Raw genomic sequence first — 19,637 nt, 5'->3', positions numbered from 1 at the left:
CGAAACTCCGCACTCGTCGTCGCTGCCGATCGCACGGTCGACCAAAGTGGTCGACCGCGGACGGGCACCGACGACGCGCGGACGTGGACCGATGACGGCCCAGATACACCTGGAACGTCGGCGGTCGGCACCGGCCGGCACCCTCGGGGGTAACCATCTACACCGAACCGCGCCGGTCGAACTGATCCCGCGATGCCCGAGGCTTCGACCCTCATCGGTCGCAGCGCGACACCGGCCACTCTCGGCCGACCCGTCGCGTGCGTCGACCAGCACAGTGAGACAAGCAAACCCAACACACAGAATGAAAAACAAGACACAGAAGCGGTACACGAAGACGGCCGCCACACTCGTCGCGCTCACGCTCGTCCTCTCGGTTTTCGGACCGATCGGGACGGTCGCGGCGGTCGACGGCGTAACCGTCTCGCAGCAGGCGAACAGTACGACAGTCTCCCCCGGTGACACGATAACGTTCACGACGGAGGTCGGCGTCGACGACGCGCAGATCCAAGCTGCCAGCATCGGGCTGCAGACCGACCTCCCGGACGGCTGGACAGTCACTAGTCGAAGTGCGGGCAACCAGTTCATCCCCGGCCCCGACGGCTGGCTCTGGTTCGCCGGTACGAGTGTCTCGGGCTCCGACACCGTGCAGTACACGGTTGCCGTCCCGAACGACGCCGCGACCGGGGACTACGACGTCGACGTGACGGCGTCCACGGAGGGTGGCGAAAGCACCACCGACACGACGACCGTCTCCGTCACGACCGAACAGCCCAACACCTCGCCGGTCGCTGACGCCGGCGCCGACCAGACGGTCGACGAAGGCGCTTCCGTGACGCTCGATGCGTCGGGCTCCTCGGACGCCGACTCGGACGCGCTCACCTACGCGTGGACGCAGACGGGCGGTCCGTCGGTCTCGCTCTCGGACGACTCGTCGGCATCCCCGACGTTCACCGCGCCCGACGTGGAGAACGACGCGACGCTCACCTTCGAGGTCGAAGTCGCCGACGGTAACGGCGGCATCGACACCGACACCGTCTCCGTGACGGTCGAAGCCGACGAACCGGACGAACCGACGAACACCTCGCCGGTCGCTGACGCCGGTGCGGACCAGACGGCCGACGAGGGAACGTCCGTGATGCTCGATGCATCGGGCTCCTCGGACGCCGACTCGGACGCGCTCACCTACGCGTGGACGCAGACGGGTGGCCCGTCTGTCACGCTCTCGGACGCCTCGGCGGCGTCCCCGACGTTCACCGCACCGGACGTGGAGAACGACGCGACGCTCACCTTCGAGGTCGAAGTCGCCGACGGTAACGGCGGCATCGACACCGACACGGTCACCGTGACCGTCGAAGCCGACGAGTCCGACGCGCCGGTCGAAACCGGCTCGACGACCGTCTCGCTCTCGCCCGAGGACGACCTTCTCGGCGTGAACCAGACCGGCTCGTACGACATCGTGGTCGACCCCGCCGCCGGCGGCGTCGGCGCGTACAGCATCACCGTCTCGCTCTCGGATTCGAGCGTCGGTACCATCACCGACGTCGAACTCGCGGGCGACGGAAGCCTCTCGGACGTGCAGATGGCCGAGGACGGCTCGTCTGTCACGATAGAGGCGGTCCTCGTCGACACGAACGACACCGGCGCGGTCACGCTCGGCACCGTCTCGGTGCAGGGCGTCGCCGAGGGCGAGACCGACCTCGTCCTCGACGTCGAGACGCTCGGCACCGAGTCCGGAGAGGCGTACGACGTCACCGAAGTCGACGGCGCGACGCTGACCGTCTCGACCCTCGTCGTCGGCGACTCCGCCGGTCCCGCGATCGACGCCGACGGCGACGGCGTCCACGAGGACGTCAACGGCGACGGCGTCGTGAACGTGCTCGACGTGCAGACGCTGTTCGCGGCCCGTAACGGCCCGACCACGACGCAGAACCCCGACGCCTTCGACTTCAACGGCGACGGACAGTTCGACGTCCTGGACGTGCAGTGGCTGTACTACAACGAGGTCGCCTGAGACCATGACGACGGAGGTCCGACGATGGTAAACACGTCTCGCAGCGCGGCCGGACGCCTCGTTCGGATTGTTGCGGTGGCGTTCGTCCTCCTCGCCGTGGTCTCGGCGTCGGCGACGGCGACGGCCGGGGTGACGACCGTGCGGGTGGACGCGGCGACCGAACGGATGGCCGTCTCGGAGACGACCACCGTCCACCTCGTGGTCGACGGCGTCGACGGCGGCGTCGGCGCGTACGACCTCGCGGTCGGCCTCTCGGACTCCTCCGTCGCGACCATCACGGACGTGACGCTACTCGGGGAGCCGAAACTGCACACGGTCGAAGTGGCGCAGGACGGCGCGAGCGCCGACCTCAAGGCCGCGCTGATGGACACGGACGACGCCGGCCCCGTCACCGTCGCGGCGGTCACGCTCTCGGGGGTCGCCCCCGGAACGACCGACGTCTCGGTATCCGTGTCGGCGCTCGGCGACGAGGACGGGTCCCCCTACCCGACCGACGTCAGCGCGGCGTCCGTGACCGTCGACGCCGTCGGCGCGACCGATTCGGGCGTCTACGATTCAGCGGCCGAGGACGACTCGGTCGACCAACCGGACGACGCGGCCGTTTCCCCCTCCGACGACGCGTCCGACGGTCCCGCGGCCGACGACGATCCGGTCACCGAATCGGCCGACGGCGCGGACGACGTTGCGCTCGACGACGACGCCGAGACGTCCGGCGACGCGCCGGCGGCGCTGGACGCGCCCACAGAGGGCGAACGATCGGTCCCGAACGATGAACCGCTCCGACTCGGTCCGGAGGACGTCCCGACGTGGACCGCCGTTATCGCCGCAGCGGCGTTAGTGGCGGCGCTCGTCGCCGTCCGACGACGACGCCGATAAGCGCGACTCCACCCATTTTTGACGACTGCTCGACCCGTGAGCTGACGCTCCCTCTCCAGTTTCGAGAACCATCGACACGGACCGGCTCTCCGGCGACGTAGCTCTTCGCATGAACCTCTCGATTCGTCGCGCCGTCACTCGCCGCACCGCCCGGAACGTCTCGGCGGGCGTCGCCGTCGGCGTCGTCGCCGCGTTCCTCCCGCTCCTGTCGCTGTTCGCGCCACTCCTCGCCGGTGGCATCACAGCGTACCTCGAACGCGCCGGCGCTCGCCGCGGCGCCCTCGTCGGCGCGGCGACGGGTCTCGGCGTCTCCCTCCTCACGAGCGCCGTCACGCTCGGGGTCGCCGTCGCGAACGGCGCCGTCGGCGGTTTCGCGGACGGCGTCCCGTTCCTCGGCCTGCTCCTCGCCGGCGCGCTGTGGACCGCTTCGGCGGCCGCGCAGACGGTCGCCGGCGCGGTCGGCGGGGCGGCGGGCGCCGTCGTTGAGGCTGACCGGACCCGGTTCGCCGCGCGCCTCGGCACGGACGGCTCGCGCTCGTCGTTCGTCGCCGTCGTCGGAAGCCTCGCCGTCGGTCTCGTCGCCTTCGTCGCCGTCGGCCTCGCCGTCACCGCCGCCCTCGACCCGTACGTGTGGCCGTCGCTCCTCGTGGGTATCCCCGTCGGGGGCGTCGCCGGCGTCGTCGCGGCGGTTCTCGTCCATCACGTCCTCGCGACGCGCCGGGATGCGGGAGACGGCCGCGGCAAACCCGGTGCGTCGTAGCCTCGCCGTTCTCTCTTCGGACTCTCACTCGAACCGGATGACCGTCTCGCCCTCCTCGTCCCGTTCCAGCACCGCGCGGGTCGGCGATTCGAGCCACCCCTCCGGCAGCGCCACGCCCTCGTGGTCGGTGAACGGCAGGTCGAACGTCTCCACCTCGCCCGTCGTCGCCTCGGCGGTCACCGCGCGGTCGTAGCGGAAGTAGCCGTACACGTCCCGCGGCGTCCCCGGGATGTCGACGGCGGTGCGCTCGAACGGCCGTTGTGATCCCTCGCCCCGTACTTCGATGTAGAGATTCATCGCCGCGGCGGCGATTGGGGCGCTGAAGCTCGTTCCGCTCGCTTTCACGTAGTTCTCGTCGAGCACCGTACCCATCGACGTGCCGGAGGCGCGCGGCAGTTTCACGTCCTTCCCGAGACCGACGACGTCGGGGTTCTCCACCGCGCCGGGGTTGTAGCTGCTGAACCGGGTCATCTCCTTCTCCTCGTTCATGGCGCCGATGCCGTAGGCGTCCTCGGCCGTCGCCGGACTGCCGCTGGTGTCGCCGGTGTTCCCGGCCGCCACCACGTCCTGCACGTCCGCGTTCATCAGCTTCGTGTGCTCGCGGTCGATGTCGGGCGACTGCGTCTGCGCGCCCCACGAGAGGTTGATAGTGGCCAGTTCGTCGGCGTGCGACTGCGCCCACTCGTAGGCGTCGAAGATGGACCGACCGTTGCCGCTCCCGCTCTCGCCGAAGATTCGGAGGTCGACTATCTTCTCGATACCCGGGGAAAGCTGTGCGATGAGGCCCGCGACGCCGGTTCCGTGCCCGACCTGGTCGTACGGTTCGTCGGGCGCTTTGGTGAAGTTGTGGTGCTCCACGGCGATGTCGTCGAACACCCCGTGGCTCTCGTCGACGCCGGAGTCCATGACGGCGACGGTCAGGCCGGCACCGGTGGGGGCGTCGTCGTCGGAGGGGGCGGGGAACCCGTGTATCTGGCGGACGTCCGAAACCGTGACCACGGGACCGGACCGCCCGGTCGTGATGTTGTGGTCCGTTCGTATCTCGAACATTGTGTGCAGGTTGTTAGCAAACTTACATAAGCGTTCGGTGCGGAGTGAAAATAGTCTCAAGTAAGATTTCGCGTCGTCCGACGGGCGACGCGTACTGCTTTGACGCTGGGGGTCGTCGTCCGGAACATGACGAACGAGCGCCGCAAGTCACCGGACGGTCGAGGCGGTACGACCGCCGCGGACCGGGACGAAACCCCCGCCGAGGACCGCCGCTGAGGATGCGTCTCATTCACTCTCCCAACCGGGAACGCTGCCACGAGTGCGGCGAACGGGCCGATATCGTCGTCGCCCGCGGCCACCGTCTCTGGTACAGTTGCTGGGACGACGCCCCGCCGCTCCTCGAACAGGGGGGCAAAATCGTCGCCGGCGACCTGACGACGCGCCGTCGGTGACCGCGAACCCGGTTTCGCCTCTCGACGGTCTATTTTTATCTCCTCTCCTCTGCTCTCCTCTCCTCTCCTCTCCTCTCCTCTACTCCGTCACCGCCACCCGCAGCGACCGCGTCCGCGGCCCGTCGCACTCGACGAACAGTACCGACTGCCACGTCCCGAGGGCGAGTTCGCCGTCTTCGACCGGAATCGAGACGCTCGACCCGAGCAGCATCGACCGCAGGTGCGCGTCGGCGTTGCCGTCCAGTTCGTCGTGTCCGTATCCGTCCTCTCGGGGGACCAGTCGTTCGAGCGCCCCCTCCACGTCAGCGAGGAGACGTCCTTCCGCCTCGTTGACGACGACGCCGGCGGTGGTGTGCTGCACGAACACGGTGCAGACGCCGTCTGCTCCCTCCGGGACCTCCTCAGCCACGTCCGCCGTCACGTCTCTCACGTCGACCCGTTCGTCGCTGCGAATTTCGAGCGTCACGCCCACCCCTACCGCCGGCGCCGCCTTGAACGACCGTGATGTCCCCGACCCGCGACCGCTCCGGTCGACAGTATAACCTGACCGGCGCGCGCAGTCGCAAGCGTCGATGCCAGACGAACCAGACGGCTCGGCTTCGGACGGCGACCCCGACGCCGCGCTCCGAGTGGCGACGACCGAGGCCCGGCGGACGTTGGACCAGCAACTCGACACCCTCGAGGACATCGACCGGAAGGCGATGCGTCTGCTTCGGTTCTCCGTCGGACTGCTCGGCGTCGTCGTCTCCGTGCTGTCGCTGACCGATGGAACCGTCGGCCTGCGGTCGATGCCGTACCTCGGCGGCGGCCTCGCCTTCCTCGTGGTGGGCGCCGTCGCCGCGGGCGTCACCTACACCGCCTCGCCCCGCGTCGCCGGCGCCTCGCCGGCGGACTTGGAGCGCGCGGCCGAGACCGATTCCGAACGGGCGTTCCGCCGGACGCTCGTCCGGAGCTACGCCGACTGGATTCGGTTCAACGCCGCGGCGAACGCCCGCGCCGCCCTGCTCATCACCGTCGCCATCCTGTTCGTCGTCGCCGGCGCCGTCGGACTCGCTCTCGGAAGCATCCAGGCGCTCACCGGACCGCTCCCCCCCGTCGTCGTCGCCGTCGCCGGCGCGGGCCTCCTCCTCGCCGCCTACCTCGCCGGCGTCCATCGGCAGTTCTTCCGCCTCCGGGAGGCGGAGCGCCGAGACGCGCGCCGCGGGGGCTCTTCGGACTCGTCCGGCACACCCGACGTCCCCGACGCGACGTTCACGGCCGCGGACGCGGGAGCCGAGGCCCGATTTGAAGGCCAACTCTGTCACACGGGCGACGTCGGAACCGACCGCGGGCGGACGTTGACCGCGGGGTCCGAGAACGGGTCGGACCGATAACGCGGGCGACCGACGGCGGTACGGACGGCCGGAGACGTGACGCGACCGCTTCCCGCCGCCGCGACGGCGCTCCGCGGGAGAAGAGCTTTGCTTCGCCGGACCCGACATCGGCAGAGAAACCGTGTCCTCCACCGCGTACGACGCCGGTCACGGCCGGCGCTCCTCCGTCCTCCACGGTAACCCCGTTATCGAGACGCTCCTCGCCATGGTCGTCGTCTCCCTCCTCGCGTGGGCGGCCTCGCTCGTCGGTCTGCTGGGACTGTTCGCCCTCGGACCGCCGGTGTGGCTCCCGCCGTGGGCGCTCCTCACGAGCGTCTACGCCCACGCCGGCCCGGCGCACCTGCTCTCGAACGCCGTCGTCGTCGCCGTCGCCGGGACGCTCGTCGCCCCGTCGACGACGCGACTCCGCTTTTACGCCTTCTTCGTCGTCACCGGGGCGTTGGCCGGCGTCGCGCACGTCTGGGCGAGCGGCCTCCTCGGCGCGCGGACCGCGGTGCTCGGCGCTAGCGGCGCGGCGTTCGCGCTCGTCGGCTACGTCCTCGCGGCCAACCCCGCCGCCGACGCGTTCTTCGGGACGCTCCGCCTCGCGCCGCGGGCGGTCATCGCCGTCGTCGCGGCCGTCGCCGTCGCGCTGACGCTCTCGTTCAGCGCGCCCGGCAGCGCCCTCGTCGCCCACTTCGCGGGCGCGGCGATGGGGCTCGTCGCCGGTCGACTCGGACTGCTCCGGGCGCGGCGCTGAACCTCGTCTCTACCCGGTGGAGATGCATCTCGGTGGGGAGTCGCCGGCGTCGGTCGGGAACGGGCGTCGCCGCGGTCAGTTCGCGTCGTCCAGCGAGTAGACGCGCTTTCGGGCGTCTCGCAGGCAGACGTCCTCCTGAACGATGTCGGCCTCCTCCAGTTTCCGGAGGGCGTCGCGCACGGTCCGCGTCGAGAGGTGCGTCCGGTCGGTCAGGTCGGTCTGCGTCAGGTTCGACTCCTGTTTGAGGACGTAGCGGACGAACTTTGCGCTGGGAGGGAGGTCGTCGATCGTCGCCGCGGTTTGTTGAGCCTGTGACATAGAATTGTGTTCGGTCCGGTCGCCGACTGCTCCGGTCGCGCGTCGCGCGCGGAGTCGGTCCGACCGACCACACCGGGGGTACGGACGCCACGCATATAGCCATTTTAGGGCGTGCGTGTCACCCGGTTACACCTCCGTAACCGACGTTCGACCCCGGCGAGCGACTTGAACGTGGTGGTAACGAGCGTTCTCTCTTGTTTCGCCCGTCGCTTTACCCCTCGCACCGTAGTGGGTGACACATGCCCACAGACTACTCCATCGACGCCGACTGGAACGCGCTGTACGTCGACGGCGAGTGGCGGTCCCACGACGGCGACACCATCGCGGACGAGGACCCCTCGACGCGCGAGACGGTCACGGAAGTGCCGGCGGCGACGGAAGCCGACGTGGACGACGCCTACGAGGCCGCGGCGGCCGCGCAGTCCGAGTGGGCCGAGCAACCGCCCGCCCGTCGGGCCGAGGTCGTCCGAAAGGCGCTGCAGGAACTGGAGGCCAACGAGGAGGCCATCGTCGAACTGTTCGCCGACGAGGCGGGCGGGACGTCCGTGATGGGCCACACGTCGGTCGCCATCACGAGCGACCACCTGAACGAGGCGGCGACGCTCCCCAACCGGATGTCGGGCGAGCACAAGGAGTCGAACATCCCCGGAAAAGAAAATATCGTCCAGCGGAAGCCGAAGGGCGTCGTCACGGTCATCTCGCCGTGGAACTTCCCGCTGAACCTCTCGATTCGGGCCGTCGCGCCCGCCATCGCCCTCGGTAACACCGTCGTCCTGAAGCCGGCAACGAACACGCCCGTCCTCGGCGGCCTCCTCGTGGCGAAACTGTTCGAGGCGGCTGGTCTGCCCGACGGCGTCCTGAACGTCGTCACTGGTCGCGGTTCCGACATCGGCGACGCCGTCGCCGGCCACCCCGAGAGCGACGCCGTCGCGTTCACGGGGTCGACCGAAGTCGGGCGCGGCGTCGCCGCCACCGCCGCGGAGAACCTCGCCGTGCAGGCGATGGAACTCGGCGGCAACAACGCCCACGTGGTCACCGGAGACGCGGACCTCGACCGCGCCATCGACGGCGCGGTGTTCGGGTCGTTCGTCCATCAGGGACAGGTGTGCATCTCCATCAATCGCCACGTCGTCCACGAGAGCGTCTACGACGAGTACGTCGAGCGACTCGCCGAACGAGCGGCGGAACTGCCGGTCGGCAGTGCCCACGACGAGCACGCCGCCGTCGGCCCCATCATCGACGAGTCCCAACGCGACGAGATGCTCGGCTACGTCGAGGAGACGGTCGACGCCGGCGCGACGCTCGAAACCGGCGACGAGACGGTCGACCTCGACGGCGTCGAGGACTCCTTGGTCGTCGAACCGACCGTCCTCTCGGACGTGACGAACGACATGGCCGCCGCGTGCAACGAACACTTCGGCCCCATCGCGCCGGTCATCCCGTTCTCCGATATCGACGAGGCCGTCGAGATAGCCAACGACACCGAGTACGGCCTCTCGGGGTCCGTCCACGCCGGCGACCTCGACACCGCGATGGACGTCGCCGACCGCATGGAGACGGGGCACGTCCACATCAACGACCAACCCATCAACGACGAGGCGCACGTCCCCTTCTCGGGCACCGCCGCCTCCGGGATGGGCGGCTACAACAGCGACACCATCCTCGAGGAACTGACCGAGACGAAGTGGATATCCGTCCAGCACGACGCCCGCGACTACCCGTTCTGAGGCGTCGGGTTCGACACTCGCGGCGGTGAGTCCCGGTCTCGATCTCGATCGCCGCTCTTCGACTACTCGCGCAGTTTCCGGAGTCGAGTCGGCGTCAGGCTCTCGCCCCGTTCCTGTCGGTCGGCGGCGCGGCTCGCCGCCTCGACGCTCGCGAACGCGACGAGCGCACCGGCGACCACGTCCGTCGCCCAGTGGATGCCGAGGTACATCGTCGAGACGGCGATGGACACCGCCAGAAAGAGCGCGACGGGTACCCACCGGGGGTAGACGCCGCGGAACCGCCACGCCAGGAGCGCGACGGTGCCCGACAGCGAGGTGTGCAGCGAGGGGAACACGTTCGTGTTCACGTTCACCTGACTCGTCAGCAACTGCGCCTGCGGCCAACTGTTGTACAGGAGCGGCTCCACCATGTCGGGCATGAAGTTCCGCGGGCCGTAGGCGACGAACAGAATGTAACAGAGCAGGCCGACGCCGTAGTTGACGATGTAGGCGAACAGGACGACGCGGAGGGGGCGGGCGTCCTCGTACATCGCGTACGCCGCCAGCGGGAACACGAGGAGGAACACGTAGCCGAAGATGTAGACGAACCCGAAGTACGCGGTCAGCGCCGGCGTCGCGAACGACTGCACGAACGCGACGGTGCTTCCCTCGATGGCGTGAATGTAGCCGGTGATGTTCAGCCCGATGAGCCACGACAGTTCGACGCCGATGTCGCGGATGACGCCGTTGGCGGCGAGGACGGCGACGAGGGCGACGAACGTCGGGGCGACGGCGCGGGCGTTCGACCGGACGGTCCGGGGGGCGGTTCGGAGTCGCGACGGTCCGACGACGAGCACCGCGGCGACGACGAGGAGCGCGGACACGCCCGCCCCCACCTGCAGGACGACGTCGACGAGCGCCATCAGTTGCCCTCCAATAGCCGTCCGTCGGAGTACTGATAGCCCGCGTCGCGGAACGCCTCCCTCGCCCGGTCGACGTTCAGTTCCCCGTCGCTCCCGATGAACGGCGTCACGGGGTTCTCGTCTCCCCACCGCAGGTCGTCGGGGAGCCACTTGGTCCCCGCGAGCGGACTCACCGCGGGTCGGGCGTAGCCGCCGAACACGTCGTTCACGAGGAACGACTGGTCGACGAGTCGCGCCAGCGTGTTCCTGAACCGGGGGTTCGTCGTCGGCGACCGGCCGGCGTTGTGTCCGAGGATGAACGGCGTCTCCGACCGCCCGACGAGCAGTTCGAGGTCCGGCGCGCGGCCGATGCGCGGGACCGTCGAGGCGCCGACGGTCGTTCCGGTCACGTCGGCGTCGGCGTCGGCCACCATCTCGACGGCCGTCGCGTCGGAGCCGACGACCTGCACGGACAACCGCTCGAACTCGGGCGGTCGGGCCGGGACGCCCGCCTCCGCCGACGCCTCGAAGAGGAAGTGCTCGTCGAACCGTTCGAGCACGAGCGACTCCCGCGGCGTGTTCTGGGCGAACTCGAGGGGACCGCTCCCGACCGGCGGGATGTTGTTCGTCACGATGGCCTCGGTTGCGGGGCCGATTTCGATACCGCTGACCGAGGCCCGCGAGGTCCGCTCCGTCCAGACGTGTTCGGGGAGCACCGGAACGGTGAACGCGCGCGTCGCCAGTTGGGGTTCGCACTCGACGAAGTCGAACTCGACGGTGCGGGTCCCCGTCGCGCGCACGTCGGCGACGAGGCTGTTCCGCCCCTGGAACCGCGGCGCGGGGATGCGGGCGTCGCTCTCGTCTTCGGTCGTCGTCCCCGTCTCCATCGCGGTGTCCGCGAGGAGGCGGTGCGTGAACGCCACGTCCTCGGCGGTGAGCGACTCGCCGTCGTGCCACGTCAGGTCCGGACGGAGCCGAACGGACGCGCTCGGGGCGTTTCCGCCCCCGGAGAACGCCCACGATTCCGCCAGCCACGCCTCGACGCCGTCGCCCGTTTCGACGCCGAGCGAGTCGTACAGGAGGCCCGTAATGAGCCCGTCGCGGCGGTACTCGACCGACAGGGGGTTGAGGTTCTCCGTCGCCCGCTTGTCGGTTGTCGCCGTCCGGAGGGTGCGCGCCTCGTCCGTCGTCGTCGCGACGTCGGTCGGCGTCGGCGTGGGAGTCGGCGTCGGCGTCCGGGTCGGGGTCGCGGTCGGCGACGACGCATTCGAGCCTCTGTTCGGGACCGCTCCGGCCGTTCCGTCGGCCCCGTTCGACGTCGACGTACCGGACGCGAGGGCGGCGTTGTCGCCGTCGCCACCGCTGCGCGTCAGCGACAGATAGCCCAGCGGGGAGTCGAGGTCGGCGGTCCGCCAGTTCCCGTAGTTGTCGGTGCGCGCCGCGCGGATGTCGTCCGGGAACGAGAGGAGTGTGAACGGCTGGGTCCGCGCGATGCTCCGCTGGAGTTCGTACACCGCCTCGCGCCGCTCCTCGCCGGTGGTCGTGCGCTGCGTCTCCAGCAGGTCGTCGACGTCGAGGTTCGCGTAGCCGAACGGGTTCTGCCACCCGGGGGCGTCGGCGAACCGCGAGTGCAAGAGCGAGTAGAGTCCGTCGGGTTCGTGAAACTGGTCGGGGAGCCGCGCGACGAACAGCTCGAAGTCGTTCTGCACCAGCACCTGCCGGAGCAGTTCCTCGCTGGCCATCGGCGTGACCTGCGCGTCGATACCGGCCGCCCGGAACCACGCCGCGACCTGACGCGCGATGCGCAGGGCGTAGGGGTCCGCGTCGGCCGGCACGGTTTTGATTTCGAGCGAGACTTGGTTCGCCGACCGCCAGCCCGCGACCGTCCGCAACCGGCGCACACACCCGCCTGACAGCGCAGTCACGCCTGTCGCGAGCGTCCCGAGGACGGCTCGCCGACGGACCGTGGAGGGCGACGACTGTGGCATCTCTTCTCTTCACTCCTCTCGGCTCGCTCTTATCCGTTGGGAATCCGAGTCGGTGTTCGTACGGAACTTACGAACCCCGTTTTCATAAGTACACTCGCCGTACCGCCGACCGTGTCGCTTCTCGGTCCCGCGCTCGACCACCTCGCGTACCTCCTGTTCGCCGTTGCGACGCACGCCGCGGTCGGGTACGCGCTCGTCGTCGCGTTCACCGACCGTCCGCCGCGGGCCGGCGTCGTCGGCGCCGTCCTCCCGGACGTCGACCTGCTGTTCCCGCTCGCGTGGGCGTTCCCGCTGAACCACCGCGGACTGACGCACACGCTCGCGTTCGCCGCGGCCGTCGTCGCCCTCGTCGCCGCCGCGAGGCGCCCGCGGTGGTCCGCCGGGGCGGCGGCGCTCGGCCTCTCCTCGCACCTCCTCGTCGACTCGTTCACGAAGAGCGGCGTCGCGTGGCTCTACCCCCTGACGACCGAGCGTGTGGGCGTCGCGGCATCGATTCACTCCGGGTGGGGCGCGGCCCTCCTCTGGGGAGTCGTCGCCCTCGGCATCGTCGTCGGCCGCCGGTCGACCGACGCGACGGAATCGGCCGGCGGCGCGGTGGAGGCGGAGGCTCAGGACGCCTCCGAGACGCCCGGAACCCCCCGCCGCTGACCGGCGACCGTAAGACGCCTTCCTTATTACCCCCACGGCAGAACTGCGCGTAATGGCTTCCAATCGGCGAGCCCTCCGCGGTCTGCTCGCGGCGGTGGTCCTCGTCTCGTCGGTCGTCCTCGCCGTCGGCTACGTGGACGCGCAGCGGAACAACGACCGGGTGACGGGCGACCCGGCGGTCGAACAGGCGTTCCGGACGGGCGACCGGGCACCGGTCGTCCCGCCCCGAGACGATATCACCGTCGTGGCGACGGACTCGAACGCGTTCGTCAGCGACGAGAGCGACAGTCCCCGCGCGCAGGCCGAACTCGTCGCCTTCGCGCCCGACGGCAGCATCTACTACTACCAGAACGAGCACACCCGGTACTGGGACGTCGACCCGGTCCCGAACACGACGGCGACCGTCGAGTTCGTCTACGCCGACCACCTCGACGCCGACGAGTGCGGCGAGACGGTCTGCACCCGCAACGGCGTCGAACGGGTGAACCTCACCACCGGCGAGTCAGAAGAGGTGTTCAGCCGCATCACGCCGGGGAAACACTCCACCCGGTGGCACGACGTGGACCGCCTCGGTCCCGACCGCCTCCTCGTCGCCGACATCTACCAGGACCGCGTGTTCGTCGTCAACACGACGACGAACCTGACGACGTGGGAGTGGGACGCGCAGTCGGATTTCGACGTGGCGACCAGCGGCGGGCCGTTTCCCGAAGATTGGACGCACCTCAACGACGTGGAGTCCGTCACCGTCGACGGCGAACGGGCGGTGATGGTGAGCCTCCGCAACCACGACCAAGTCGTGTTCATCGACCCCGGACGGGGGCTGATGGAGGAGTGGACCCTCGGGACTGACGACAATCACTCGATACTGTACGAGCAGCACAACCCCGACTTCATCCCCGCCGACGAGGGCGGTCCGGCGCTGCTCGTCGCGGACTCCGAAAACGGCCGCGTGATAGAGTACCAGCGCGAGAACGGCGAGTGGGTCGAGTCGTGGACGTGGGTCGACCGACGGATGCAGTGGCCGCGCGACGCCGACCGCCTGCCGAACGGCCACACGCTCATCACCGATTCGAACGGCGACCGCACGTTCGAAATCGACGAGGAGGGGGAGGTCGTCTGGACCGCCTCCGTGGGCTTCCCCTACGAATCCGAACGACTCGGGACGGGCGACGAGAGCGCCGGCGGCGAGAGCGCCGCGAGCCTCGGCCTCCCCTCGCGGACGGCGTCGGACCTCGAACCGACGCTGACCTCGCGCGTCGCGTCGCTGGTTCCGGCGACGGTGCGCAACGCGATTTCCTACGCCTTCCCGCGCTGGGTGGGCTTCCTCGAGGGCCTCGCCGTCCTCGCGCTCCTCGGGTCGCTCGCCGTCTGGGGGACGCTCGAGTACCGCTGGTCGAGCCGTACCGTTAGCTTTCAGTCGCCGCTCCGCGTTCGGAGGAAGTAGACGTGGCAGACTCTTCGCTTCGTTCCCGGTTCGCCCGCTCACCCCGGCACGAGGGCGGCCACCCCCTCGACGTGCGCGACCGCAGGTGGCTCGTCTTGGCGGTCCTCCCGGCACTGGTCTCCGTTGCCGTGTACCTCGCGACGAACCCCTACCCGGCCTACGGCGCGGGCCTGTACGCGCAGATCGCCCGCGAAATCGCCGCGAACGGCTACCTCCCGCCGGCGCGCATCCCCGGCTACACGGCTGACGGCGTCCCCTTCGCCTACCCGCCGCTGCAGTTCTACGTGTTCGCGGTGCTCCGCGACATCGGATTCGGCCCGGTCGCCGTCGCGCGCTTCCTCCCCGCGGTGGCCGTCGTCGCCGTTCAGATTCCCGTGTACGTGCTCGCCCGCGACCTGCTGGACTCGCGGCCGGCGGGGACCGTCGCGGCGGCGGGCGTCGCGCTGAACCCGCAGATACTGGAGTGGCACCTCTCGGCGGGTGGGGTCGTCCGCGGGTTCGCCTTCCTGTACGCGCTGACGGCCATCTGCGCGGGCTACCGATTGTTTACGACCGGCGACCGCCGCGCACTGGTCGCGGGCGTCGTCGCCTTCGGACTGACGGTGCTGTCGCACCCGACGTACACCCTGTTCACCGTCGTGAGCTACCTGTTGCTCTGGCTCGTGCTCGACCGCTCGCTCGCCGGTCTCCTCCGCGGCGCCGTCGTCGGCGTCGGCGGCGCGGTCATCGCCAGCCCGTGGCTCCTCTGGGCCGTCTCCACGCACGGTCCCGACGTGTTCACCTCCGCCGCGGGGACCCACGGCGGCATCGGCGGCGGCGTCGAGGCGATATTCGGCGGCATCTCGCTGTACACGCTCGTCCCGTTGCTCGCCGCGGCCTACCTCCTCGCCGTCCGCCGGGACCTACTGCTCCCGGCGTGGGTCGCCGCCGCGGAACTGCTGTTCCAACAGCCCCGGTTCGTCTACACCGTCGGAACGTTCGCCCTCGTCGCCGCCGGCTTCGACGCCGTGCGTCGCTTCTCCCCCACCGAACGGTTCGCGCGGACCCTCGACGGCCGGACGGGCGGCCTCGACTGGCGCGCCGCGGGCGTCGCGCTCTTGGTCGTCGTCGCGTCCCTCGGCGGGGGGACGGTTCTCGCCTACCAGAACACGCTCCCGTCAGACCCCTCGACGCCCGAGTTCCTCGACGACGAGGCGGTGGACGCGATGGCGTGGGCCGCGGCCGAGACGCCGTCGGACGCGACGTTCGTCGTCCTCGGCGACGCCGCCGAGTGGTTCCCGGCGCTGACCCAGCGGACGATTCTGGTCGGGATGTGGGGCGTCGAGTGGGAGGAGCCGGAGGTGTACGAGGGGCAGACGGACGCCTACGTGAACGCCTCGACCTGTCAGAGCGCAACCTGCGTGGAGACGGCGATGCAGTCGGTGGACGCGAACCCCGACTACGTCTACGTCCCGAAGGGCCACTACACGGTCCGCGGCGCCAGCGAGGTGCAGTTCGGCACGCTCGAACGCTCCTTCGAGGCCTCGCAGCGCTGGGAACTCGCCTTCGAGAACGACGGCGTCGCCATCTACCGCTCGCTCGGCGAGGAGTAGCCGCCTCGTCGACCCTGTTCACTCACCGTTTCGGTTCACACGATGCCGAACAGCGGTAGCCCCAGCGCCACGAGCCACGCCACGGCTCCGGCGCTGATGGTCCGCCTGTCCTGGCGCGCGACGCCGACCGCGAACAGGCCGAGCGCGCTGACCAGCGCCACCCGGTGGAGGACGAACTGCACGGAGACGGTCGTCGCGCCCACGGCGCCGAGGTCGAGGACGACGCCGGCGCCCAGTCCCGCGGCGGCGAGCAGCGCCGACCGCGTCGCCGGCCGGTCGCGCGCGAAGATGGTGACGAGGAACGGCGGGCCGGCGACGACGACGGGGTAGAGCACCGCGGCGAACAGTTTCGGGGTGACGCCCGGAATCGCGTGCTCCAGCGCGATTCCGGCCGACCGGACGCCTAGGACGAGACCCGCGAGCGTCACCGGGAGGACGGCGGCGTCGGCGACGTCGCGGTGTCGGTCCCCGAGCGGTACGATGGAGGCGGCCGCGCCGGCCGCGCCCGCGGCCGAGACGAGTTCGATTATCGTTATCCAGCCGTCGCTGCCGCCCCCGCCGAGACCGTGGTACTCGCGGCTGATGCGCTCGACGAACGGTTCGTCGCGCAGGTCGCGTTCGAGGAATCTGGCGCCGGGGGCGACGCCGGTGACGGTGTGCCGCAGGCGGAGCCAATCCCAGTACTCGGTGTGCGCCTGAAACGCCGTCCAGTTGCCCGAGGGCGCCGGGTACGCGCGGATGTGCACTCGTTGGCCGAGGTAGGTGCCGGTCGCCAACTGGTACTCCGACTCGAACCAGCGGCCGGTGATGTTCGGGTCGACGGTGACGTAGGTGTAGCGCGACGCGCCGCGGGCCGGTTGCCACTCCGACTCGCCGGCAGTGGCCTCGTCACCCTCGACGGTCGTCCAGTTCGTCTCCGCGCGGTTCGTCAGCGCCCGCTTCGTCCGGTCGGGGTCGCCGACGATGAGGACGTTGAGCGCGAGGGTTCGGCCCGTCACGGACCGACTCCGACTGGTGTACGGCCACACCTGCGTCCCGGTGTCCTCCGGTTGGATGAGTTGGTTCTCCCGCGGCAGCACCGTCTCCTCGCTCCCGGGCGCGCCGAGCAGGATGCTCCCCGCGAGGGCGAGAACGACGAGGCCGACGAGCACTGCGCTTCGGTGGTATCGCACGGGTCCGGTACTCCCACCGCGTCCGACGCTCTTTGCAGTTTCCGTTCGGACGGGGCGAAACTGTCGAAATAAAGAGAGAAACGGGTCCGCGCGGCGACCGCTCAGACGTCCTCGTCGACCATGCCGCCGAACGTCTCGTCGGCGTCGGCCGGCACGTCGAAGTCGTGGTAGTTCTCGCCCTTCTCCGTCGAGAGGATGTTGAGCGCGGCGGCGGCGCCGTCGCCGGCGGCGATGACGGCCTGCCACTCCTCGGTGCGGACCATCGCGCCCGTGGCGTAGGCGCCCTCGACGCTCGTCTCCATCGTCACGCCGACGTCGACGGTGTCCTCGTCGGTGAGGTCACAGCCCAGCGACTCCGCGAGGTCGCGGTTCGCGCCGGTCGCGAGGACGACGTAGTCGGCCTCGTGGTCCTCGCCGTCGACGGTGACGGTGAAGCCGTCGCCGTCCGACGACACGTCGGTCACCTCGGCCTCCTCGCGTTCGACGCCGAACGCGTCCACCTGCCGGCGGAGCGTCTCCATGAACACGGTTCCGTCCTGCGAGCCGATTCCGGGATAGTTGAACAGGTGGGCCTTGTGCATCCACGTCTTGTCGGTGTCGAACACGGTGGTTTCGAGACCGTTCTTCCGCGCGAACATCGCGGCGCTCAGACCGGCGGGACCGCCTCCGACGACGATTACGTTTGCCATGTCCGGGGGACACTCGCTTCAGCGCAAAATGTGTTTGTACGGCTATGGGTTCTCGCCGGTACCGACGGGGGTCGTCGCCGACGGGCGGCCGAACGGACCGGCACGCACCGCACGGGGAGACTCGAATGTTACTACCCGACTTATTGTCGTTCCGCGTGTACGTCCTGATATGAGTGAAGAGAATCCCGTCACCGCGGACCTCCCGGACAGCCCCTTCCACACCACCGGCACCGACCACGTGACCATCTGGGGAAGCAACGAGGAGGACACCGTCGCGTTCTACCGCGACCTCCTGGGGATGCGCCTCGTCCTCCGGCAACCGAACCTCGACGACCCCTCGCAGACGCACCTGTTCTTTGACACCGGCGACGGCCGCATCGTGACGTTCTTCGTCAGCGACGACCGGCAGTCCAACCGCGGGGGCCAACGCGGCGGCGTCGGTTCCGTCCACCACCTCTGTTTCAGCGTCGCCCCCGAGGAGTTCGGCGAGATGGTGCAGGCCATCGAGGACGACGGCCGCAACTACAACATCTTCGACCGGGGCATCTTCTACTCGCTGTACACCCACGACAACAACGGTCTCGTCATCGAACTCTCGACGGACAAATACGACATCCCCGACGACCGGCGCGCCGAGGTGCTCGCGAAGACCCAGGAGATACGCGAGGCCGACGGCGCGGACTACGCCAAGGACGAACACCTCGCGGAGGCGCTCGAAGCCCTCGGACTCGACGCGACGGCGCACGACCTGCCGGACGCCGCCTCGGGCGTCGGCGGCGTGGAATAGAACAACGCCCTCCGCCCTCTGCGTGTCGGTCGAGTTCAGTCCAGCGCCACGTCCTCGGGGTCGACGGCGACGAACGACCCGTCGCTCCGGGCGGACTCGTAGGCCGCCTCGGTGACGGCAGTCACCCGGAGGCCGTCGAGCGCCGTCGCCGCGGGTTCCTCGCCCGTCTCGATCGCTTCGAGGAACGCCTCGGCCTTCGTCTGCTGGTCGGCGCGCGGGAGGCGCGGGCGGTGTTCACCGCTCTCCTCGTCTATCTCGACGTACTCGCTGGGCTCCCAGTCCTTGCTGTTGAGCGCTATCGCCCCCTGCTCGTCCCACATCCGGATGTGCTCGCGCATGCAGGGCGTCTCGCCCGACAGCGAGAACGACGCCGTGGCGCCGTTCGTGAACCGAATCGTGACGTTCGCGCGGCCGTCGACCTCCTTCTCGTCGTCGATGAACTGCATGTTCGCCGAGACGGCCTCGGGGGTGAGTCGGGTGCTCCAGAGCACGCCGTCGAGCAGGTGGCTCCCCGTGTCGTACAGGTAGCCGCCGCCGGAGAGCGCGGGGTTCTGCCGCCACGCGCCCTCGAAGCGGTCGACCCAGTCCTGCGACACCTCCGCGGTTATCCAGCGCGGTTCGCGGTCCTCCTCGTCCCACAGTTCGCGGGCCCGGATGAACGCCTCGTAGAGGTGACGCTGGTAGCCGACCATCAGCACCTCCTCGCGCTTCTCGTCTCGCTCTACGAGGTCGCGCGCCTGGTCGAGGTCCGTCGTCAGCGGCTTGTCGCAGAAGACGTGCAGGTCGCGGTCGAACGCGGCGAGAATCTGGTCGTAGTGCAGCGTGTGCGGCGTCCCGATGAGGACGGCGTCCAGCGACTCCGCGTCCAGCATCGTCTCGTAGTCGTCGTAGCGGGAGTCCGCGTCGACCCCCAACTCCTCGCCGGCCTCCGCCAGCACCGACTCGTCGATGTCGACGAGGGCGACGACGCTCGCGTCCTCGTGTTCGACGAACTGGTCGCCGACCGTCGTCCCGATGTAGCCGCCGCCGACGACGGCGATTCGGAGCGGACCCGCTCGCCCGTCGTTACGAATCGATTCTTCGTTCTTCACACTCGTATCGCTCATGCACCGGACGACTCCGGGCGGACCAATAGGTGCTTTGTTTCGGGCCGAAGCGGCGGGGAACCGAGGGCCGGCGTCCGCGACCGC

General features: G+C 69.7%; 19 protein-coding genes. 11 read left to right on the top strand and 8 right to left on the bottom strand.

The genetic code is table 11. The features are described 5' to 3' along the window. Positions 1–301: 301 nt before the first annotated feature. The 3 genes from NDI76_RS19055 (at position 302) to NDI76_RS19045 (ending at position 3,647) form a co-directional block, all read left to right on the top strand. Positions 302–2,011, top strand: a complete 1,710-nt coding sequence (locus NDI76_RS19055; protein WP_310925759.1) for a PKD domain-containing protein — start codon at positions 302–304, stop codon at positions 2,009–2,011. Positions 2,012–2,035: 24 nt separating this feature from the next. Beyond that, the gene (locus NDI76_RS19050) at positions 2,036–2,887 is read left to right on the top strand and encodes a prolipoprotein diacylglyceryl transferase (protein ID WP_310925758.1); all 852 of its coding nucleotides are present in this window, start codon (positions 2,036–2,038) and stop codon (positions 2,885–2,887) included. A gap of 109 nt (positions 2,888–2,996) precedes the next feature. Further along, a complete protein-coding gene (locus tag NDI76_RS19045) occupies positions 2,997–3,647 on the top strand; it encodes a DUF8147 domain-containing protein (protein ID WP_310925757.1) in 651 nt (216 codons plus the stop codon). 24 nt (positions 3,648–3,671) lie between these two features. Here NDI76_RS19045 and NDI76_RS19040 read toward each other — a convergent pair whose 3' ends face one another. Further along, positions 3,672–4,697 carry a S8 family serine peptidase gene (locus tag NDI76_RS19040; RefSeq protein ID WP_310925756.1) on the bottom strand — a complete coding sequence of 342 codons (1,026 nt, stop codon included), beginning with the start codon at positions 4,695–4,697 and terminating at the stop codon, positions 3,672–3,674. Positions 4,698–4,915: 218 nt separating this feature from the next. Between NDI76_RS19040 and NDI76_RS19035 the strand changes: the two genes are divergently transcribed. Continuing rightward, complete coding sequence (locus NDI76_RS19035) at positions 4,916–5,089, top strand: hypothetical protein (protein ID WP_310925755.1); 174 nt, start codon at positions 4,916–4,918, stop codon at positions 5,087–5,089. A 79-nt stretch (positions 5,090–5,168) separates the two neighbouring features. Here NDI76_RS19035 and NDI76_RS19030 read toward each other — a convergent pair whose 3' ends face one another. Continuing rightward, complete coding sequence (locus NDI76_RS19030) at positions 5,169–5,555, bottom strand: secondary thiamine-phosphate synthase enzyme YjbQ (protein ID WP_425498382.1); 387 nt, start codon at positions 5,553–5,555, stop codon at positions 5,169–5,171. A gap of 106 nt (positions 5,556–5,661) precedes the next feature. On the opposite strand from NDI76_RS19030, the gene NDI76_RS19025 reads away from it, so the two are divergent. Together NDI76_RS19025 and NDI76_RS19020 are read left to right on the top strand one after the other, a co-directional pair. Beyond that, positions 5,662–6,462 (top strand): hypothetical protein, encoded by an 801-nt coding sequence (locus tag NDI76_RS19025; protein ID WP_310925753.1) that lies wholly within the window; start codon positions 5,662–5,664, stop codon positions 6,460–6,462. Positions 6,463–6,583: 121 nt separating this feature from the next. Beyond that, the gene (locus NDI76_RS19020) at positions 6,584–7,201 is read left to right on the top strand and encodes a rhomboid family intramembrane serine protease (RefSeq protein ID WP_310925752.1); all 618 of its coding nucleotides are present in this window, start codon (positions 6,584–6,586) and stop codon (positions 7,199–7,201) included. A gap of 75 nt (positions 7,202–7,276) precedes the next feature. On the opposite strand, the gene NDI76_RS19015 is transcribed toward NDI76_RS19020, so the two are convergent. Next, positions 7,277–7,519, bottom strand: a complete 243-nt coding sequence (locus tag NDI76_RS19015) for a winged helix-turn-helix domain-containing protein (protein ID WP_310925751.1) — start codon at positions 7,517–7,519, stop codon at positions 7,277–7,279. 239 nt (positions 7,520–7,758) lie between these two features. On the opposite strand from NDI76_RS19015, the gene NDI76_RS19010 reads away from it, so the two are divergent. After that, positions 7,759–9,246 (top strand): aldehyde dehydrogenase family protein, encoded by a 1,488-nt coding sequence (locus NDI76_RS19010; protein WP_310925750.1) that lies wholly within the window; start codon positions 7,759–7,761, stop codon positions 9,244–9,246. Positions 9,247–9,308: 62 nt separating this feature from the next. Here the strand turns inward: NDI76_RS19010 and NDI76_RS19005 are convergent, their stop codons facing one another. Beyond that, entirely contained in the window at positions 9,309–10,148 is an 840-nt protein-coding gene (locus NDI76_RS19005; RefSeq protein ID WP_310925749.1) for a phosphatase PAP2 family protein, read from the bottom strand. Then, positions 10,148–12,115 (bottom strand): ABC transporter substrate-binding protein, encoded by a 1,968-nt coding sequence (locus NDI76_RS19000; RefSeq protein WP_310925748.1) that lies wholly within the window; start codon positions 12,113–12,115, stop codon positions 10,148–10,150. The genes NDI76_RS19005 and NDI76_RS19000 overlap by 1 nt, the downstream gene beginning before the upstream one ends. Positions 12,116–12,226: 111 nt before the next feature. Here NDI76_RS19000 and NDI76_RS18995 point away from each other — a divergent pair, with 111 nt between their 5' ends. From NDI76_RS18995 to NDI76_RS18985, 3 genes are read left to right on the top strand one after another with little or no spacing between them, the layout of a single operon-like run. Then, complete coding sequence (locus tag NDI76_RS18995) at positions 12,227–12,763, top strand: metal-dependent hydrolase (protein ID WP_310925747.1); 537 nt, start codon at positions 12,227–12,229, stop codon at positions 12,761–12,763. Between the two features lie 52 nt (positions 12,764–12,815). Then, complete coding sequence (locus NDI76_RS18990; RefSeq protein ID WP_310925746.1) at positions 12,816–14,207, top strand: arylsulfotransferase family protein; 1,392 nt, start codon at positions 12,816–12,818, stop codon at positions 14,205–14,207. A gap of 2 nt (positions 14,208–14,209) precedes the next feature. Continuing rightward, positions 14,210–15,799 carry a glycosyltransferase family 39 protein gene (locus NDI76_RS18985; RefSeq protein ID WP_310925745.1) on the top strand — a complete coding sequence of 530 codons (1,590 nt, stop codon included), beginning with the start codon at positions 14,210–14,212 and terminating at the stop codon, positions 15,797–15,799. 35 nt (positions 15,800–15,834) lie between these two features. Here the strand turns inward: NDI76_RS18985 and NDI76_RS18980 are convergent, their stop codons facing one another. Both NDI76_RS18980 and NDI76_RS18975 read right to left on the bottom strand, forming a co-directional pair. Next, the gene (locus NDI76_RS18980) at positions 15,835–16,971 is read right to left on the bottom strand and encodes a hypothetical protein (RefSeq protein WP_310925744.1); all 1,137 of its coding nucleotides are present in this window, start codon (positions 16,969–16,971) and stop codon (positions 15,835–15,837) included. 101 nt (positions 16,972–17,072) lie between these two features. Then, positions 17,073–17,660 carry an NAD(P)/FAD-dependent oxidoreductase gene (locus NDI76_RS18975; protein ID WP_310925743.1) on the bottom strand — a complete coding sequence of 196 codons (588 nt, stop codon included), beginning with the start codon at positions 17,658–17,660 and terminating at the stop codon, positions 17,073–17,075. A 169-nt stretch (positions 17,661–17,829) separates the two neighbouring features. Here NDI76_RS18975 and NDI76_RS18970 point away from each other — a divergent pair, with 169 nt between their 5' ends. Continuing rightward, the gene (locus NDI76_RS18970) at positions 17,830–18,447 is read left to right on the top strand and encodes a VOC family protein (protein WP_310925742.1); all 618 of its coding nucleotides are present in this window, start codon (positions 17,830–17,832) and stop codon (positions 18,445–18,447) included. 35 nt (positions 18,448–18,482) lie between these two features. Here NDI76_RS18970 and NDI76_RS18965 read toward each other — a convergent pair whose 3' ends face one another. Further along, positions 18,483–19,553, bottom strand: a complete 1,071-nt coding sequence (locus NDI76_RS18965) for a Gfo/Idh/MocA family protein (RefSeq protein WP_310925741.1) — start codon at positions 19,551–19,553, stop codon at positions 18,483–18,485. Positions 19,554–19,637: the final 84 nt, after the last annotated feature.

This window comes from Halogeometricum sp. S1BR25-6 (assembly GCF_031624495.1).
In the GTDB taxonomy this organism is placed as follows: Archaea; Halobacteriota; Halobacteria; order Halobacteriales; family Haloferacaceae; genus Halogeometricum; species Halogeometricum salsisoli.
The sequence above is the reverse complement of the archived record's forward strand: the minus strand, read 5'-3'. Positions and strand labels throughout refer to the sequence as shown.

Coding starts and splice junctions, on each gene's coding strand:
- NDI76_RS19055 (WP_310925759.1), top strand. CDS start 302: ATGAAAAACAAGACACAGAAGCGGTACACGAAGACGGCCGCCACACTC.
- NDI76_RS19050 (WP_310925758.1), top strand. CDS start 2,036: ATGGTAAACACGTCTCGCAGCGCGGCCGGACGCCTCGTTCGGATTGTT.
- NDI76_RS19045 (WP_310925757.1), top strand. CDS start 2,997: ATGAACCTCTCGATTCGTCGCGCCGTCACTCGCCGCACCGCCCGGAAC.
- NDI76_RS19040 (WP_310925756.1), bottom strand. CDS start 4,697: ATGTTCGAGATACGAACGGACCACAACATCACGACCGGGCGGTCCGGT.
- NDI76_RS19035 (WP_310925755.1), top strand. CDS start 4,916: ATGCGTCTCATTCACTCTCCCAACCGGGAACGCTGCCACGAGTGCGGC.
- NDI76_RS19025 (WP_310925753.1), top strand. CDS start 5,662: ATGCCAGACGAACCAGACGGCTCGGCTTCGGACGGCGACCCCGACGCC.
- NDI76_RS19015 (WP_310925751.1), bottom strand. CDS start 7,519: ATGTCACAGGCTCAACAAACCGCGGCGACGATCGACGACCTCCCTCCC.
- NDI76_RS19010 (WP_310925750.1), top strand. CDS start 7,759: ATGCCCACAGACTACTCCATCGACGCCGACTGGAACGCGCTGTACGTC.
- NDI76_RS19005 (WP_310925749.1), bottom strand. CDS start 10,148: ATGGCGCTCGTCGACGTCGTCCTGCAGGTGGGGGCGGGCGTGTCCGCG.
- NDI76_RS19000 (WP_310925748.1), bottom strand. CDS start 12,115: ATGCCACAGTCGTCGCCCTCCACGGTCCGTCGGCGAGCCGTCCTCGGG.
- NDI76_RS18990 (WP_310925746.1), top strand. CDS start 12,816: ATGGCTTCCAATCGGCGAGCCCTCCGCGGTCTGCTCGCGGCGGTGGTC.
- NDI76_RS18975 (WP_310925743.1), bottom strand. CDS start 17,660: ATGGCAAACGTAATCGTCGTCGGAGGCGGTCCCGCCGGTCTGAGCGCC.
- NDI76_RS18970 (WP_310925742.1), top strand. CDS start 17,830: ATGAGTGAAGAGAATCCCGTCACCGCGGACCTCCCGGACAGCCCCTTC.
- NDI76_RS18965 (WP_310925741.1), bottom strand. CDS start 19,553: ATGAGCGATACGAGTGTGAAGAACGAAGAATCGATTCGTAACGACGGG.